Below are 15116 nucleotides of genomic sequence, written 5' to 3'. Positions count from 1 at the left end.
GGAGCCGGGACGCGCCCGGCAACCGTCACTTGCCGAGACGGCGACGCTGGACGCGGGTCTTACGCAGCAGCTTGCGGTGCTTCTTCTTAGCCATGCGCTTGCGGCGCTTCTTGACCACCGAGCCCATACGACAGCCTTTCGATGCAACGTGCGGCGCGACCGGGGAGACACCACGAGCTTGTGGCGTCGGCGACCGCTTGCGGACAGGGACCGGACCGGCGGGGTGGGCGACGGAGCGCACCAGTGGTCACGATCGGAGTCCAGCGTAGCGGGGATGCGTCAGCGGGACCAACGCGCCCCCGGCCGACGACCCTTCACCGGGCCGCCGCGGCCCGGCCCCGCACGTGGGTCAGGCGGTTTCCTGGAAGGCGCCGCGAAGATATTCGTGCACCGCGTGCTCGGGCACTCGGAACGACCTACCCACCCGCACGGCGGTCAACTCGCCGCTGTGCACCAGCCGGTAGACCGTCATCTTCGACACCCGCATGACCGTCGCCACCTCGGCGACGGTCAGGAACCTGACCTCCGACAGCCGACCGTCGGACTGCGACCCGGCCATGGCTCACCCGACCCATCCCATGCCCGGCGCGTGCCGCCACACGGGTCCTCCCGCGCGGCCGGCGACGCGCGTGTTACCAGTACGGTAGCGGGGCGGCTGTGACCGGCGCGATCCCTTCCTGCAACTGATCATGATTCGACTCCGGTCTCGCGGCGAAAAACCCCTGGTCGGGTGCCGCACCCGGAATTCCGGCTCCGATCAACCTCGGCCGCCGGTAACGCGGGCGTCACTCGGCGCGCAGGGCCACCACCGGATCGAGCCGGCCGGCCCGCTGCGCGGGCACCACGCCGAAGACGATCCCGACCGCCGCCGAGACGCCGAACGCCAGCGCCAGCGACCACCAGGTCACCGCCGCCGGGATGGGCGAGAGGGCCGCCACCAGCAGCGCACCACCCACGCCCAGCGCCATCCCGATCAACCCGCCCACCGAGGTCAACAGCACCGCCTCCAGCAGGAACTGGATCCCGATGTCCCGGGGCCGGGCGCCGACCGCCTTGCGCAACCCGATCTCCCGGGTTCGCTCACGCACCGAGACGAGCATGATGTTGGAGACGCCGACCCCGCCGACCAGCAGCGAGATGCCCGCGATGGCGGCCAGCACGCCGGTCAGGATGCCGAGGATGTCGCCCAGCACGCCGAGGATCTGTTCCTGGGTGACGGCGCTGAATTCGGTGCCGGGATGGCGGTCGTTCAACTCGGCCACGATCCGCTCGCCCAGCTCGTCGATGCGCTCCCGGTCCGGTGCCTTCACCGCGATCGCGTCGACCCGCTGGGTGCCGTACAGTCGCTGCGCCGCCGTCACCGGGATGTGCACCTCGTCGTCCCGGTCGACGCCGAGGCTCTGCCCCAGCGGGACGAAGACGCCGATCACCCGGAACCGGACCCCGGCCACGTTGACCTGCTGGCCGACCGCCTCGCGGTCGGGAAAGAGGGACCGGGCGACCGAGTCGCCGAGCACCGCGACCCGCCGGCCGGTGTCCACGTCCGAGCGGGTCAGGTACCGGCCCCGGGCCAGCTCCCGGGCGAACACGGTGGGGGTGGTCTCCAGCACCCCCTGCACGGTGGTGAAATCCTCCCGGCCGCCGGCCCGGACGGTGGCGCCGGAGGCGACCGTGACCGCCACCCGGGCCGGGTCGCCGACCACCCGGCCGACCGCGTCCACGTCCTGCAGGGTCAGCGGGGAGAGCGCCGGCGCGGCGCCCACGTCGAGTCGCCCCGGCACGACCAGCAGCAGGTTGGAGCCGAGCCCCTCCACCTGCTGTTCCACCTTCTGCTTGGTGCCGGTACCGATGGCCACCAGCAGCACCACGGAAGCCACCCCGATGACCACCCCCAGCATGGTCAGCGCGCTGCGCATCCGGTTGGCCCGCAATGCGTCCCACGCCACCCGCCACGCCTCGGTCAGCCTCACGGGCCGGCCCCGGCAGCCGGCTTCGCCCCGCGGTCGCCCGGAACGACTCCGCTGTCGGCGACGACCAGCCCGTCGCGCATCACGATCCGCCGCCGCGCCCGGGCCGCCACCTCAGCGTCGTGGGTGACCATCACCAACGCCACCCCCGACTCGGCGTTGAGCCGTTCCAGCAGTTCCAGCACGGCGGCGCCGGTGGTGCTGTCCAGGTTGCCGGTCGGCTCGTCGGCCAGCAGCACGGTCGGGTCGGTGACCAGTGCCCGGGCGATGGCGACCCGCTGCTGCTCACCGCCGGAGAGCTGGTTGGGACGGTGGTGCAGCCGGTGTCCCAGGCCGACCCGCCCGAGCATCGCGGCGGCGCGCTCACGCCGCTGGCGGGCGCCCAACCCCCGGTAGACCAGCGGCAACGCGACGTTGTCCAGTGCCGAGGTGCGCGCCAGCAGGTGAAACGCCTGGAAGACGAAGCCGATGGTCTCGTTGCGCAACCGGGCCAGCTCGGGTGGGGACAGCGTGCCCACCTCCCGGCCGCCGATCACCAGCCGGCCGGCGGTCGGCCGGTCCAGACCGCCGAGCAGGTGCATGAGCGTGGACTTGCCCGATCCGGAGGGCCCGACCAACGCCACGTAGTCGCCCGCCCCGACGGTCAGCGACACGCCCCGCAGAGCCGACACGGAGACGCCGTCGAGGTGATATGTCCGGGACACCTCGACCGCCTCGACCGCCGCGGCCCGGCTCACCCGATCTCCTGGCCTTCGCGGACCTGGTCGGCGCCGCGGACGACCACCCGGTCGCCGGCCCGCACCCCGTCGACGATCTGCACCAGATCCTGGCCCTGCACCCCGACGGTGACCACCGCCCGGTCGGCCCGGCCGTCGCGGACCAGCCAGACCGTGTCCCGCCCGTCCGCGGAGAAGACCGCCGAGGCGGGCACCGTCACCGCGTCCGCCGCCTCCCGGACCCGCAACCGCAGCACCGCGTTCATGCCGGGACGCGGGGTCGGTGCGGGCTCGGCCTCACCGAACCGGCCGGCACCGAGGGTGAGCCGGACCCGGTAGCTCACCCCGCCCCGGGGGGAGGTGCTGGGCAGCACGTCGATCGACCGGACGGTCGCGTCGTACGTGGCGCCGGTGACCGCGTCCAGCTCGACGGTGCCGGTGAACCCGACCCGCACCAGCAGCACGTCGGTCTCGTCGACCTCCGCCAGCAGGCCCAACTCACCGGTATCGACGACGGTCATTACGGGGGTGCCGGCGGTGACCCGGCCACCGACCGGGATCGCGCTGTCCACCCCGGGCGGCGGTCCGGCCGGCGCGGCACCCAGGGCACCCGGGTCGAGCCCGGCCGGCACGCCGCCCGACTCCAGCAGCCCGGCGAGCGCACCCGCCGAACCACCACCGGCGCTCACGCCGCCGGGTTGCACCACCCCGGCGATCGGGGCCCGCAGGGTCAGCGCGTCGACGGTCGCCTTGGCCAGGTCGTACGCCTGCTGTGCCTGGAGTCGTTGGGCGGTGGCCAGCGCGTTCACGGCGGAGTTGAGGTTGCGCACGCCGCGCTGCACCTCGCGTACCGTCCGTTCGGCGGTACGCGCGGCGGCGGCGTACCGGCGCTGCGCGGCGTCGACCTGTTTGATCAGGGCCTTGCGGAGGTTGGGATCGCTGATCCTCACCGCCGCGGCGCGGGCGGCGGTGTGTGCCTCGGCGGCTGCCCGGTCGGTGCCCCGCAGGAACCGGCGAGGTCACCGCCGCCACCGACGCCACCGGCACGCCTGGCGGCGTCGAGTGCGGTGCGTGCCTGACGGAGTCGCTCCCGCGCCGTCGGCGAGTTGATCACAGCGAGCACCTGGCCGCGCTTGACCCGCTGGCCCGGCTCGACCCGCAGGCGCGTCAACGTACCGTCGGCGGGCGCGGTGAGGGTGGCCGCCGCCCGGGCGGTGACCGTGGCGGGGGCGTCGATCACCTCGGCCACGGTGGCCAGCGCGGCCGAGGAGAGCGCGATCGACGGCTCGTCGCCGCCACAGGAGGCGGCGGTGGTGAGGGTGAGGACGGCGGCGGCTAGCAGGGCGATGAGCAGGCGGGGCCGCATGGCTGCGGGCAGCCGCGGCGAGTCGGTGCGGCGCACGGGCACATGCTACGAGCCCTCGTCGATCTCGGCGGCACCGCGCCGCCGGTCAGCGCACCGCCGACCGGATGTACGCGACGCACTCCTTGTGCAGGCTGGCCCAGGTCTCGTCGAAGATCTCCTCGGAGGTCTGCCGCGGGATCCGGCGATCGTGCAGCACGACCTTGGCGAAGGCCAGCAGGCGTTCCGCGCCGAACCGGTCGAGGAAGTAGCGGGCGGCGAGGTACGCGATCCCGTAGCTGCCGGTCACCGCCTTGTCCGAGGTGTCCTCGCCGGGGGCGATCGTGTCGAGCTTGCCGTCCCAGTCGCCCTTGACCAGTCGCCGGGTGTCGCTCAGGCCGGCGTACCGGGCGACGGGTTGGCCGTCGACCGCCGCGAGTTCCGCCAGCCCCTCGACCAGCCACCAGGTCGACCCGTCCGAGTAGTCCCGCTTCTCGGGCAACGTGGCGGCGTGTGCCAACTCGTGCCGGAGCACCTCGTCGAGGCCGGGGCCGTAGTCGAAACTGTCCGGCGCGAGCACCACCTCGTAGTGACCGCCACCGACGTTGATCGCATACCCGGCGCTCCACTCCGGACGGTCGCCGCCGTACCAGCGCTTCCACTCCTTCGGCCCGGCGTAGAAGATCCGGTACCGGTCGGGCGTCACACCGGTCACCGCGTACTCGTCGGCCACCCTCGCCGCCGCCTCGGCCCGCTTCAACAGGCCCGGCAGGCGGTGACGGTATGCCGGTGGGGCGGCCACGATCGTGCGCTTACCCGTCTTGGTGGCCAGCTCGCTGACCTCCCACGGGAGGCTGCCCGGCTGCCCGTTGGCCCGGTCACCGATCGACGGCGCGGTCTTCGACCTCCCGAACGCCAGCAGCCGAGGCTCGGCGCCGTCACGCCACCGGGTCTCGACGATCAGCGGGCTGGGACGGCAGTCCGGCACCATGAAGCAGTACTGGAACTCGACCGCCAGCCGCCATTCGCCGGCCTTGCCGGCCGTCGTGGGCAGGCCGCTCGGGCGGGCCTCCCAGCGGGTCACCCGCAGCGCCCGCAGCGCGGCGAACCGCTGGCGCAGGTCGCCCCGCGCGGCGGGGTCCGCGATACCGAGGAACCCGGACCGGTCGCCGCTGAGCAGCGCGGCGGCCTGTTCGTCCAGCTGCGCGCTGATCCGTTCGGCGACCTGTCGGGCGGCGATCGTGGTGGGGTTCTCCGTCGGCGAGGCGGCCGTGGCCGGCTCGCCGACCTCGCCGTCGGACAACCCGCCGGCCCGCAGCACCGCCGGAATGCCGCCGCTCAGCGTCAGCACCGCCGCGACCAGTGCCGCCCACAGTGGCCACCGTCGACGCGGCCGGCTCCCGGGCACCGGACCGACGCCGGGCGCCGCCACCGCCGGAGGTTGCGCCGCCTCGGTCGCCGGGTCGCGGGCCGTCGTGGGGGGAGTCGCCGTCACGTCGTTCGGCTTCGCATCGGCCGGCATCGGTTGGTCGTCGCCCGCAGGGCCCCCTTGATCCACCGGCGAAGGGTAAGGCTTGCGGTGGTGCCGGCGAAAGGTGGCGGCCGGCGACAGCTGACCGGTCAGGCAGCGCCGGGCTCCGCCAACGCGGGCCAGGAGCGGAACGCGACGCCCAGCGCGGCGATCATCTGGTCGAAGGAGCGGTCCACCTCGTGGGGCAGGCCGAAGTCACCGGCCGCCTCCAGCGAGACGAAGCCGTGCACGGCGGCGCGGAACATCCGCACCGCGTCCACCGCAGCGGCGCCACCGATCCCGTACCCGTGGAGGACCGCGTAGACGACGCCGACCGCGCGCTGCCCGGCGGCCAGGTGCTCCGGGTCGGCCGGGTCCGGCACCCGCTGGGTGGCCGGGTAGCGGCCGGGATGCCGGCGGGCGTAGGAGCGGTAGGCGGCGGCGACCGCCCGGAGCGCGTCCTCGCCGCTGCGGCCGGCGGCGGCCGTGGTCATCTCGTCGGCGATCTCGGCGGTGGCCAACGCGGACAGCCGCTGTGCCAGCGCGTCGGCGCCCTTGACGTGCTTGTAGAGGCTGGGCAGCGCGACGCCGAACCGGCTCGCCAGTGCGGCGAGGGTGAGTCGTTCGTACCCGACCTCGTCGGCGAGCCGGGCCGCCTCGCGCACCACGACCTGCGGGTTGAGCCCGGCCCTAGGCACGATCGGTCACCGCCACGAAAGCGACCAGTTCGGCGGCCATCGCCGCCGGCCGGTCGGCGTGCGGGTAGTGGCCGGCGTCGGCGATCATGCGCGCCTCGGCGACCTCGAAGAGCCGCCGGCCGGCCCGAGCCTCGGCGGCCGGGTCGGGGAAGTCGGGGTCCTTCGTGCCCATCAGCACCAGTACCGGCTGCCGTACCTGCCGGGCGCGGGCGGTCCAGTGCGGCTCGACCGGCTCGATCACCCCGCGCACCGGCGCCATCCGGCCGGGCCGGCGCAGCGCCGTCACCAACCGCCTGCGGTATTCCGCGTCGTCGTCGGGGCGGTGCACGGGGAAGAGTGTGCGGTGGAACATCCCGAACAGCCGCGGGCTGCGCAGCACCGCGCCCTGGGCCAGGCGCAGGAAGGGATTGAGCCTGGGTTGCGCGACGAACGCGCCGACCAGCACGATGCCGCGGACCAGTTCCGGCGCGTCGGCCGCCGCGAAGACCACGGCCGCGGCGCTGGAGGAGTTGCCGACCAGGACCGCCGGACCGTCGCCGAGGTCGCGGACCACCGCGAGCAGGTCGCCACCCACCTCCGCGGGGGCGTACGACGGCCAGCCGGCGCTGGAGTCGCCGTGCCCCCGAACGTCGATCGAGGCGACCCGGTGGCCCGCCTCGACCAGCAGCGGGATCAGGTGCCGGTAGGAGTGGCGGTCCTCCCCCATGCCGTGCGCGAGAACGACAAGCGTCCCCTGTCCGTGCACCTCGTAGGCGATCCGCCCACCGGCCCGCCCGACAAAGCTAGTAGCCATAGCCAGAAAGCTAGCCCAATTAGCCAAAACCGTCAAGGACGATGTCGCGGCCCGCCGACCGGGGACTGTCGGCGGGCCTGATCCGGCGGGAGGTTACTTCTTGGAGGTGAGGGCGCGGGCGAAGAACGCCAGGTTGGCAGGGCGCTCGGCCAGGCGGCGCATCAGGTAGCCGTACCAGTCGTCGCCGTACGGGACGTAGGTGCGGACGGTGTAGCCCTCGCCCACCAGGCGGGCCTGCTCCTCCGGCCGGATCCCGTAGAGCATCTGGAACTCGAAGCGGTCGGGGTCACGGTCGAACCAGCGGGCCCGGTCCTCGCCGATGGCGATCAGGCGCGGATCGTGCGTGGCCAGCATCGGATAGCCGGCACCGGACATCAGGATGTTGAGGCAGCGGACGTAGGACTTGTCGACCTCGCGGGCCGACTGGTGGGCGACCGACTCCGGCTCGGAGTACGCGCCCTTGCACAGCCGCACCCGCGACCCGGTCGAGGCCAGTTCGCGGCAGTCCGACTCGGTACGCCGCAGGTACGCCTGCAGCACCGCCCCCGTCGAGGGGAAGTCCTTACGCAGCTTGGCCAGGATGTCCAGGGTCGAGTCGGTGGTGGTGTGGTCCTCCATGTCCAGCGTGACGGTGGTGCCCGCGGCCTCGGCGGCGGCGCAGATCGCCCGCGCGTTGTCGTAGGCCAGTTGCTCGTCGAACGCCTGGCCGAGCGCGGACAGCTTCACGCTCACCTCCGCGGCCGGCGTCAGCTTCGCCTCGGCGAGCATCCGCAGCAGGGTGAGGTACTCGTCGCGGGTGGCGGTGGCCTGCGCACCGGTGACGGTGTCCTCGCCGAGGTTGTCGAGGGTGACCGCGAGACCGTCGTCGACGAGTTCGCGGGTCGCGCGCAACGCGTCGTCGGTCTTGGCGCCGGCGACGAACCGGCGCACGACGTCCCGGGAGAACGGGACCGTCGCGACGAGCCGCTCGACCCGGGATGACCGGGAGGCGGCGAGGATGACGGAACGGAGCATGAGCCGAGCGTAACGCCCGTCCGGCCGCCTGGAACGCTCAGCTCCCACCCCGCCCGAGCCCGCTTTCACCCTCCCCCGGGGCGGACAGGCTTGGCATTCATCGGCTACAACGATGGGCGTGGAACAAAGCCCTCGCCGCCGACTCCGGTCGGCCTCCGTGCAGCTCGGCGCGCTCACCGCCCTGGCGCTCGCCCTCTCCGGCTGCAACATGCCCTCCGACGACGACGATGACGACTGCGCCCTCGGGCCGGCCGGCGGTGCTGACACCGTGGCCCTGGCCATGCGGATCCCGGCGCCCGCCGCCGGACGCGGCGCGGCCGAGCCGGTCGGCGCGGCCGTGCCCGAGCGAGGCGGCTTCGGCACCCACCTCGCCTCCTGTGGCGGCTGAGCGTGCGTCGCGACCAGGTGACCCCGCGCCCCGGCTGGGACGCCACCATCCGCGAGCAGGGTCTCGTCTACGTCGACACCGAGCTGCCCGACGGCGGGGTGATGTCGTACTGGGACGAGACCGCAGCGTACGCCTTCGAGCTGGACGAGGTGCTGCGGCTGGAGGAGGCCACCGAGGAACTGCACCGGATGTCGCTGGCCGCCGCCGAGCACGTGGTGGCCCGCAACCGGTACGCCGAGTTCGGCATCCCCGCCGTCGCGGCCGAGGCCGTCGCCCGGTCGCTGCGCGAGCAGCCGCCCACCCTCTACGGCCGCTTCGACCTCTGGTACGACGGCAGCTGGCCGCCGAAGCTGCTGGAATACAACGCGGACACCCCGACCGCGCTGGTCGAGGCGAGCATCATCCAGTGGTATTGGCTGGAGCACACCCGGCCGGAGTTGGACCAGTGGAACAGCCTGCACGAGCGGCTGGTCGGAGCCTGGGCGAAGATCGGCGCGAGCCTGCACGACCGGCGGGTGCACGTGGTCTGGTCCAGCGAGGAGGAGACCGGCGAGGACCACATGACCGCCGGCTACCTTGCCGAGACCGCCCGCCAGGCCGGGCTGGACGTCGAGCTGCTGCCGATCCAGAGCGTCGGCTGGGACGGCCGGCGCTTCGTCGACACCGCCGATCGGCCGATCACCACCTGCTTCAAGCTCTACCCGTGGGAGTGGATGCTCGCCGAGCCGTACGGGCCGCTGGCACTGCGACCGGGCACCCCGACCACCTGGATCGAGCCGGCCTGGAAGCTGCTGCTGTCCAACAAGGCGTTGCTGGCCGTCCTCTGGGAGCTGTACCCGGGGCACGAACTGCTGCTGCCGGCATACCTGGACGGACCGCGCGGCATGCCGGAGTACGTGGCCAAGCCCCTGCTCGGTCGGGAGGGCGCCGCGGTGCGGATCGTGACCGCCACCGGGGAAATGGCCAGTCCGGGTGACTACGGCGATGAGGGCTTCTGCTACCAGGAGTTCCGGGCGCTTCCCGAGTTCGCCGGAAGCCGGACGGTGCTGGGCAGCTGGATCGTCGACGGCGAGTCGGCGGGGGCCGGGCTGCGGGAGAGCGCCAGTCTGATCACCGACGGCTACGCGCGGTTTCTCCCGCACTACATCGACGCACCACGCCCCGGCTGAGTCGTCTACCTTTGGAGGCGTGAACTTCGACGCGTACGCCCGGACCGGGGTTGACCTCGTCAACGCCCGCCTGGACGGCCTCGACGACCTGCGGGCCATCTTCTGCGACGATCACGGGTGGATGCGCGACGAGGTCGCGGAACGGGATCTGCCGACCTTCCGGCGGGCGCAGAAGCGACTGCGCGACGTCTTCGAGTACGGCACCTCCGGGCGGGACACCCAAGCGGTGTCGGAGCTGAACTCGCTGCTGGAGGCGTTCCCGGTGCAGCCGCGCATCTCGGGGCACGACTCCAGCGACTGGCACATGCACGTCACCAGCCGGGGCGCCTCGGTCAGCTCGGAATACCTGGCGGGCGCGGTGTGGGGCCTGTCGGTCTGGCTCTGCGAGTACGGCAGCGCCCGGTTCGGTGTCTGCGCCGACGACCGCTGCGGCAACGTCTACCTGGACACCTCGTCCAACTGCTGCCGGCGGTTCTGCTCGGAGCGCTGCGCCACCCGCTCGCACGTGGCCGCCCATCGGGCCCGCAAGCGGGCCGCGGTGCCCAGCCAGACCGACCCGTTGACGCCGGTCTCCTGACCTGCCGCGCCGGGCCGGGCTGCGGTCAGGCGTCCACCGGTGACGGGGTGTTGAGATGCTGGCGGGCGAAGGCGAGTGCGGCACGCAGGTCGGCCTCGCGGACCTGCCGGCTCTTCGCGCCCCTCGTGGTCACCTCCACCGCCACCGAGCCGGTGAACCCCCGGCCGGCCAGCGAGCGCAGCAGCCCGGCGCACGGCTGGGTGCCGCGTCCGGGCACCAGGTGCTCGTCGCGTCCCTCGCCGGTGCCGTCACCGAGGTGCACGTGTGCCAGGCCGGCGGCCATCCGGTCGGCCATCTCGATGGCGTCGGTGTGCGAGGCGGCGCAGTGCGACAGGTCAAGCGTGTACGAGGGGTAACCGGTCTCGGTCGGATCCCAACCCGGCACGTAGGGGACGAACTGCCGCCCGGCCATCCGCACCGGGTACATGTTCTCCACCGCGAACCGCAGCCCGCCGAACTCGGCGGCGACCCGGTCCAGCCCTTCGGCGAAGTTGCGGGCGTAGTCCCGCTGCCAGGTGAACGGCGGATGCACCACGACGGTCGGCGCCTCCAGCGTCTCGGCCAGCGCCGCCGCCCGGCGCAGCCGCTCCCACGGGTCGGTGCTCCACACCCGCTGCGTGACCAGCAGGCAGGGCGCGTGCACGGAGAGCACCGGCACCCCGTAGTGGCCGGCCAGTCCGCGCAGCGCGCCGGCGTCCTGGCTCACCGCGTCGGTCCACACCATCACTTCGAGCCCGTCGTAGCCGAGCGCCGCGGCCAGCTGAAAGGCCGCCGCGGTCCGCTCAGGGAAGACCGAGGAACTGGACAGGAGCACCGGGACGCGGGAAGTCACACCACCGAGGGTAGCCGGCATCGATTCGAGCCGCCGGGACGAGAGCCCCTAAAACGGACGGCGGGGACGGCCGGGATCACACCGGCGCCAGTTGGTCCAGCCGGCTGAGGATCAAGCCCTCACGCAGCGCCCACGGGCAGACGTCCAACGAGTCGACGCCGAGCCGGCGCATCACCGCCTCGGCGACGACCGCACCGGCCAACACCTGATGGGCGCGGCCCGCACTCACCCCTTCCAGCTCGACCAGCTGCGCCGGTGGGATGTGCCGGATGAAGCCCAGCACCTGTCGCAACCCGGCCCGGGTGAGCCTGCGCCGGGCCCAGAGCCCGGCACCGCTGGGCGCCGCGCCGGCGAGCCGGGCCAGGGTACGGAACGTCTTGGAGGTGGCCACCGGTCGTTCCCAGCCCACCTCGATCATCCGCTCGGTCACCGGATCGAGCAGGCCCTCGACGTACTGCCGCAACTCGTCAACCGTCGCCGGGGTGGGCGGAGCGGTGCTCTCCGGATCGATCCCCAGCCGGTCCCGGGTGAGCCGACCGGCGCCCAGCGGCAGCGACACCGCGAAGTCCGGGTCCTCGTCGACGCCGGCCGCGATCTCCAGCGAGCCGCCGCCGATGTCCAGCACCAGCAGCCGGCCCGCGGACCAGCCGAACCAACGCCGGACCGCGAGGAAGGTCATCCGCGCCTCGTCGGCACCGGAGAGCACCTCCAGGCGTACGCCGGTGGACTCCCGGACCCGGGCCAGCACCTCGGCGGCGTTCGTGGCGTCGCGCACCGCGGAGGTGGCGAAGGCGATCAGGTCGTCGACCTCCAGCCCGGTGGCCGAGGTACGGGCCGAGCTGACCGCTGTGACCAGGGCATCCGCACCGGACTCGCGGAGCGCGCCGTCCGGACCGATCTGCTCGGCGAGCCGCAGGACGGTCTTCTCCGAGTGCGCCGGCCACGGATGGGCCCCGCGGTGGGCGTCGACCACCAGCAGGTGCACCGTGTTCGAACCGACGTCGAGAACACCCAGTCGCATGGGGAGAACCCTAGGCCAAGCGGTTCGCGTCACTCACCGGACTACCCGGCGGACCACGCGTACGCTGGGCCGGGTGACAGGGCAGACCGAACTCCGCGTGCTGGTGGACGACCCGACCGACCCGCGCAGCCGCGAGGTGCCGCTGGACTTCCCCCGGGAGTGGATCGAATTCGTCGACCCGGCGGACGAGCGGCACCTGGTCCGGGCCGACCTCACCTGGTTGCTGTCCCGGTGGAACTGCATCTTCGGCCAGGGCTGCCACGGCATCGTCGCCGGCCGCGCCGCCGACGGCTGCTGCTCGCACGGCGCGTTCTTCACCGACTCCGACGACGAGCAGCGGGTCCGCACCGCGGTGAAACGGCTCACCCCGGCGACCTGGCAGCACTTCCGGCGCGGCTTCAAGAACTGGACCGAGAACGACACCGTGGACGGGAAGAACCCCGCCCGGCGCACCGCCACCCAGCGCGAGGACGGCCCCTGTGTCTTCCTCAACGACGCGGACTTCCCGGGCGGGGGCGGATGCGCGCTGCACGCCCAGGCGCTGCGCGACGGTGCGCACCCCCTGGAGTACAAGCCGGACGTGTGCTGGCAGCTGCCGATCCGCCGGGACCAGGAGTGGGTGAAGCGGCCGGACAACACGAAGGTGCTGGTGTCCACGCTGGCCGAGTTCGACCGGCGCGGCTGGGGCGCGGGCGGGCACGACCTGGACTGGTGGTGCACCTCCTCCACCGACGCGCACGTCGGCACCGAGCCGATGTACCTGTCGTACCGCCCGGAGTTGACCGCGCTCGTCGGCGAGCCGGCCTACGCGAGGCTGGCCGAGCTGTGCGCGGCGCGGACCCGGCAGGGCCTGGTCGCCCCCCACCCCGCTGATCCGCTCTGACGGTGACCCGGCTCCGGCCCTCGCGGACATCTGCCCACCCGGACCCGGCGACATCGGTCACGTCGGGTAACCACCCACCGCTCGCTGCCCATTGACCCCACTCAGCGTAGTCGGCGGAGCGGTCACGGGATGTGAACCCCTCGGTAGGGCAGAGCGGCCGGTGGTTACGGCTCGGATCAGGGCTCGAACTTGTAGCCGAGGCCGCGCACCGTGACGATGTGGCGCGGGGCGGACGGCTCCGGCTCGATCTTCGAACGCAGCCGCTTGACGTGCACGTCCAGGGTCTTCGTGTCGCCGACGTAGTCGGCACCCCAGACCCGGTCGATCAGCTGCCCCCGGGTGAGCACCCGGCCCGCGTTGCGCAGCAGCAGCTCAAGCAGCTCGAACTCCTTGAGCGGCAGTTGCACGGTGCCCCCGTCGACGGTCACCACGTGCCGCTCGATGTCCATCCGGACCGGGCCGGCGGCCAGCGTCGGTGCACCCGACTCGGGCGCCTCGGGGCTCTGCCGCCGCAGCACCGCCCGGATCCGGGCCACCAGTTCCCTGGGCGAGTACGGCTTGGTGACGTAGTCGTCGGCGCCGATCTCCAGGCCAACCACCTTGTCGATCTCGCTGTCCCGGGCGGTGACCATGATGATCGGCACGTGCGAGCGCTGGCGCAGTTGCCGGCACACCTCGGTGCCGGACATCTCCGGCAGCATCAGGTCGAGCAGGACGATGTCGGCGCCGGTCCGGTCGAACTCGGTCAGGGCCGACGTGCCCGTGGCAGCCACCGAAACCTCGAACCCCTCCTTCCGGAGCATGTACGACAGGGCGTCGGAGAACGACTCCTCGTCCTCGACCACCAGTACGCGGCTCAACGGCGTTTCCTTTCAATTCGGGTCGGGCCGGGCGGAGCCCAGCCTGATCCATCCGGTCAGACCTGCCGGAGCTCGGCCGGACCCGGCTCGATCCCAGCAGGCGGCAATGTCGCCAGGAGGTCGTCCGGCGGACGGGCGGGCAGCCGGAGGGTGAACGTCGACCCGCCACCAAGAGTGCTCGCCACATCCACCCGGCCGCCATGGTTGCTGGCGATGTGCTTCACGATCGCCAGTCCGAGGCCGGTGCCGCCGGTTGCCCGGGACCGGGCCTGGTCGGCGCGGTAGAACCGTTCGAAGATCCGGTCCACGTCGGTGGGGGCGATGCCGATGCCCTGGTCCGCGACGGCGATCTCCACGTGCTCGCCGGCGGACCGGGCGGTGATCCGCACCGCCGTGTCCTCGCCCGAGTAGTTGACGGCGTTCTCCACCAGGTTCGCCACCGCGGTGGCCAGTTGGCTGTCGCTGCCGTACACGGTCAGCCCCCGCTCGGCCTGCACCGTCACCTCGATCCGGCGAGCGGCGGCGGCCGTCCGGGTACGGTCGATCACCTCGGAGATCACCCAGTCGACCGCGACCGGTTCCGGGGCCGGCTGGGGCTCGGCGCCCTGGAGCCGGGTCAGTTCCAGCAACTCCTGCACCAGCCGCCCCAGCCGGGTCGACTCGTGCTGGATCCGCTCGGCGAACCGACGGGCGGCCACCAGGTCCTCGGAGAGATCCGGTCGGCCATCGTCGGCCGGTTCGGTGGCGTCGAGCAGTGCCTCGGCGAGCAGTTGCAGCGCCCCGATGGGTGTCTTCAACTCGTGGCTGACGTTGGCCACGAAGTCCCGGCGGACCCGGGCCAGCCGGTGCGACTCGGTCACGTCGGCCGCCTCCACCGCGACGTGACCGTTGCCCAGCCCCATCGCCCGCAGGTGCACGCCGAGCGGGTTCTCGCCGGCGTTGTCGCGGCCCCGGGGAAGGTCGAGCTCGATCTCGCGCCGCACGCCGGTGCGCCGGACCTGCCCGGCCAGGGTCCGGACCAGCGGGTGCGCGATGACCGAACCCGGCTGGCCGCCGGTGCGTAGCAACCCCATCGCCCGCGCGGCCGGGTTGACCAGCACGGGCACATCGTCGGCGTCGAGCACCACGACCCCCGCGCGTAGCGAGTCGATCGCACGGCGGCCGAGCCCGACCTGCACTTCGTCGGCGATCGCGAGCCTCCCCTTACCGAACGGAATCCGGGACAGCCACAGACCAGCGGCGACCCCGGCCACCAGGGCCACGGCCACACTTACCGTCACCGCCCACGTCACTCGGCGATCGTATGGTCATAGTTAACCTAACTACCGCCCAGAACGGGACGAAGC

General features: G+C 72.9%; 16 protein-coding genes and 1 pseudogene. 4 read left to right on the top strand and 13 right to left on the bottom strand.

Going from position 1 to position 15116, the window contains the following annotated elements; genetic code table 11:
- Positions 1-25: 25 nt before the first annotated feature.
- The 9 genes and pseudogenes from KIF24_RS02835 to KIF24_RS02795 all read right to left on the bottom strand — a co-directional run bounded on the left by KIF24_RS02835 (position 26) and on the right by KIF24_RS02795 (position 8040).
- Positions 26-127, bottom strand: a complete 102-nt coding sequence (locus KIF24_RS02835; RefSeq protein WP_007465623.1) for a 30S ribosomal protein bS22 — start codon at positions 125-127, stop codon at positions 26-28.
- 222 nt (positions 128-349) lie between these two features.
- Positions 350-559, bottom strand: coding sequence for a helix-turn-helix domain-containing protein (locus KIF24_RS02830; protein ID WP_110563213.1), 210 nt, complete (start codon positions 557-559; stop codon positions 350-352).
- Between the two features lie 226 nt (positions 560-785).
- Positions 786-1970 (bottom strand): ABC transporter permease, encoded by a 1185-nt coding sequence (locus KIF24_RS02825; RefSeq protein ID WP_221082642.1) that lies wholly within the window; start codon positions 1968-1970, stop codon positions 786-788.
- Positions 1967-2704 (bottom strand): ABC transporter ATP-binding protein, encoded by a 738-nt coding sequence (locus KIF24_RS02820; RefSeq protein WP_221082641.1) that lies wholly within the window; start codon positions 2702-2704, stop codon positions 1967-1969. Before KIF24_RS02820 ends, KIF24_RS02825 begins: the two co-directional genes overlap by 4 nt.
- Positions 2701-4049: pseudogene (locus tag KIF24_RS02815) on the bottom strand (efflux RND transporter periplasmic adaptor subunit). Before KIF24_RS02815 ends, KIF24_RS02820 begins: the two are co-directional and overlap by 4 nt.
- An 85-nt stretch (positions 4050-4134) precedes the next feature.
- Positions 4135-5547 (bottom strand): hypothetical protein, encoded by a 1413-nt coding sequence (locus KIF24_RS02810; RefSeq protein ID WP_230414818.1) that lies wholly within the window; start codon positions 5545-5547, stop codon positions 4135-4137.
- Between the two features lie 98 nt (positions 5548-5645).
- The gene (locus KIF24_RS02805; RefSeq protein WP_221082640.1) at positions 5646-6233 is read right to left on the bottom strand and encodes a TetR/AcrR family transcriptional regulator; all 588 of its coding nucleotides are present in this window, start codon (positions 6231-6233) and stop codon (positions 5646-5648) included.
- The gene (locus tag KIF24_RS02800; RefSeq protein ID WP_221082639.1) at positions 6226-7026 is read right to left on the bottom strand and encodes an alpha/beta fold hydrolase; all 801 of its coding nucleotides are present in this window, start codon (positions 7024-7026) and stop codon (positions 6226-6228) included. Before KIF24_RS02800 ends, KIF24_RS02805 begins: the two co-directional genes overlap by 8 nt.
- A gap of 93 nt (positions 7027-7119) precedes the next feature.
- Entirely contained in the window at positions 7120-8040 is a 921-nt protein-coding gene (locus tag KIF24_RS02795) for a proline dehydrogenase family protein (protein ID WP_221082638.1), read from the bottom strand.
- 118 nt (positions 8041-8158) lie between these two features.
- Between KIF24_RS02795 and KIF24_RS02790 the strand changes: the two genes are divergently transcribed.
- The 3 genes from KIF24_RS02790 to KIF24_RS02780 are packed head-to-tail and all read left to right on the top strand — an operon-like array spanning position 8159 to position 10174.
- A complete protein-coding gene (locus tag KIF24_RS02790) occupies positions 8159-8428 on the top strand; it encodes a hypothetical protein (protein ID WP_331460991.1) in 270 nt (89 codons plus the stop codon).
- A gap of 2 nt (positions 8429-8430) precedes the next feature.
- Positions 8431-9597 carry a glutathionylspermidine synthase family protein gene (locus KIF24_RS02785; protein WP_221082637.1) on the top strand — a complete coding sequence of 389 codons (1167 nt, stop codon included), beginning with the start codon at positions 8431-8433 and terminating at the stop codon, positions 9595-9597.
- A gap of 19 nt (positions 9598-9616) precedes the next feature.
- On the top strand, positions 9617-10174 hold the full coding sequence (locus tag KIF24_RS02780; protein ID WP_221082636.1) for a CGNR zinc finger domain-containing protein: 558 nt from the start codon (positions 9617-9619) through the stop codon (positions 10172-10174).
- Positions 10175-10199: 25 nt separating this feature from the next.
- Here KIF24_RS02780 and KIF24_RS02775 read toward each other — a convergent pair whose 3' ends face one another.
- Positions 10200-11006, bottom strand: coding sequence for a sugar phosphate isomerase/epimerase family protein (locus tag KIF24_RS02775; protein ID WP_221082635.1), 807 nt, complete (start codon positions 11004-11006; stop codon positions 10200-10202).
- A gap of 76 nt (positions 11007-11082) precedes the next feature.
- A complete protein-coding gene (locus KIF24_RS02770; RefSeq protein ID WP_221082634.1) occupies positions 11083-12027 on the bottom strand; it encodes a Ppx/GppA phosphatase family protein in 945 nt (314 codons plus the stop codon).
- A gap of 73 nt (positions 12028-12100) precedes the next feature.
- On the opposite strand from KIF24_RS02770, the gene KIF24_RS02765 reads away from it, so the two are divergent.
- Positions 12101-12910, top strand: coding sequence for a hypothetical protein (locus KIF24_RS02765; protein ID WP_221082633.1), 810 nt, complete (start codon positions 12101-12103; stop codon positions 12908-12910).
- A gap of 176 nt (positions 12911-13086) precedes the next feature.
- Here the strand turns inward: KIF24_RS02765 and KIF24_RS02760 are convergent, their stop codons facing one another.
- Both KIF24_RS02760 and KIF24_RS02755 read right to left on the bottom strand, forming a co-directional pair.
- Entirely contained in the window at positions 13087-13770 is a 684-nt protein-coding gene (locus KIF24_RS02760) for a response regulator transcription factor (RefSeq protein ID WP_221082632.1), read from the bottom strand.
- Positions 13771-13826: 56 nt separating this feature from the next.
- Entirely contained in the window at positions 13827-15032 is a 1206-nt protein-coding gene (locus tag KIF24_RS02755; protein ID WP_407939889.1) for an ATP-binding protein, read from the bottom strand.
- Positions 15033-15116 lie beyond the last annotated feature (84 nt).

It is taken from the genome of Micromonospora tarapacensis, from assembly GCF_019697375.1.
In the GTDB taxonomy this organism is placed as follows: domain Bacteria; phylum Actinomycetota; class Actinomycetes; order Mycobacteriales; family Micromonosporaceae; genus Micromonospora; species Micromonospora tarapacensis.
Note: the sequence above shows the minus strand (reverse complement) of the source record. Positions and strands in the feature narration are given on the sequence as shown.

Bases quoted from the DNA above. Each gene is read 5' to 3' on its own strand.
- KIF24_RS02800 (WP_221082639.1), bottom strand. From the start codon at position 7,026: ATGGCTACTAGCTTTGTCGGGCGGGCCGGTGGGCGGATCGCCTACGAG.
- KIF24_RS02835 (WP_007465623.1), bottom strand. From the start codon at position 127: ATGGGCTCGGTGGTCAAGAAGCGCCGCAAGCGCATGGCTAAGAAGAAG.
- KIF24_RS02770 (WP_221082634.1), bottom strand. From the start codon at position 12,027: ATGCGACTGGGTGTTCTCGACGTCGGTTCGAACACGGTGCACCTGCTG.
- KIF24_RS02810 (WP_230414818.1), bottom strand. From the start codon at position 5,547: ATGCCGGCCGATGCGAAGCCGAACGACGTGACGGCGACTCCCCCCACG.
- KIF24_RS02830 (WP_110563213.1), bottom strand. From the start codon at position 559: ATGGCCGGGTCGCAGTCCGACGGTCGGCTGTCGGAGGTCAGGTTCCTG.
- KIF24_RS02795 (WP_221082638.1), bottom strand. From the start codon at position 8,040: ATGCTCCGTTCCGTCATCCTCGCCGCCTCCCGGTCATCCCGGGTCGAG.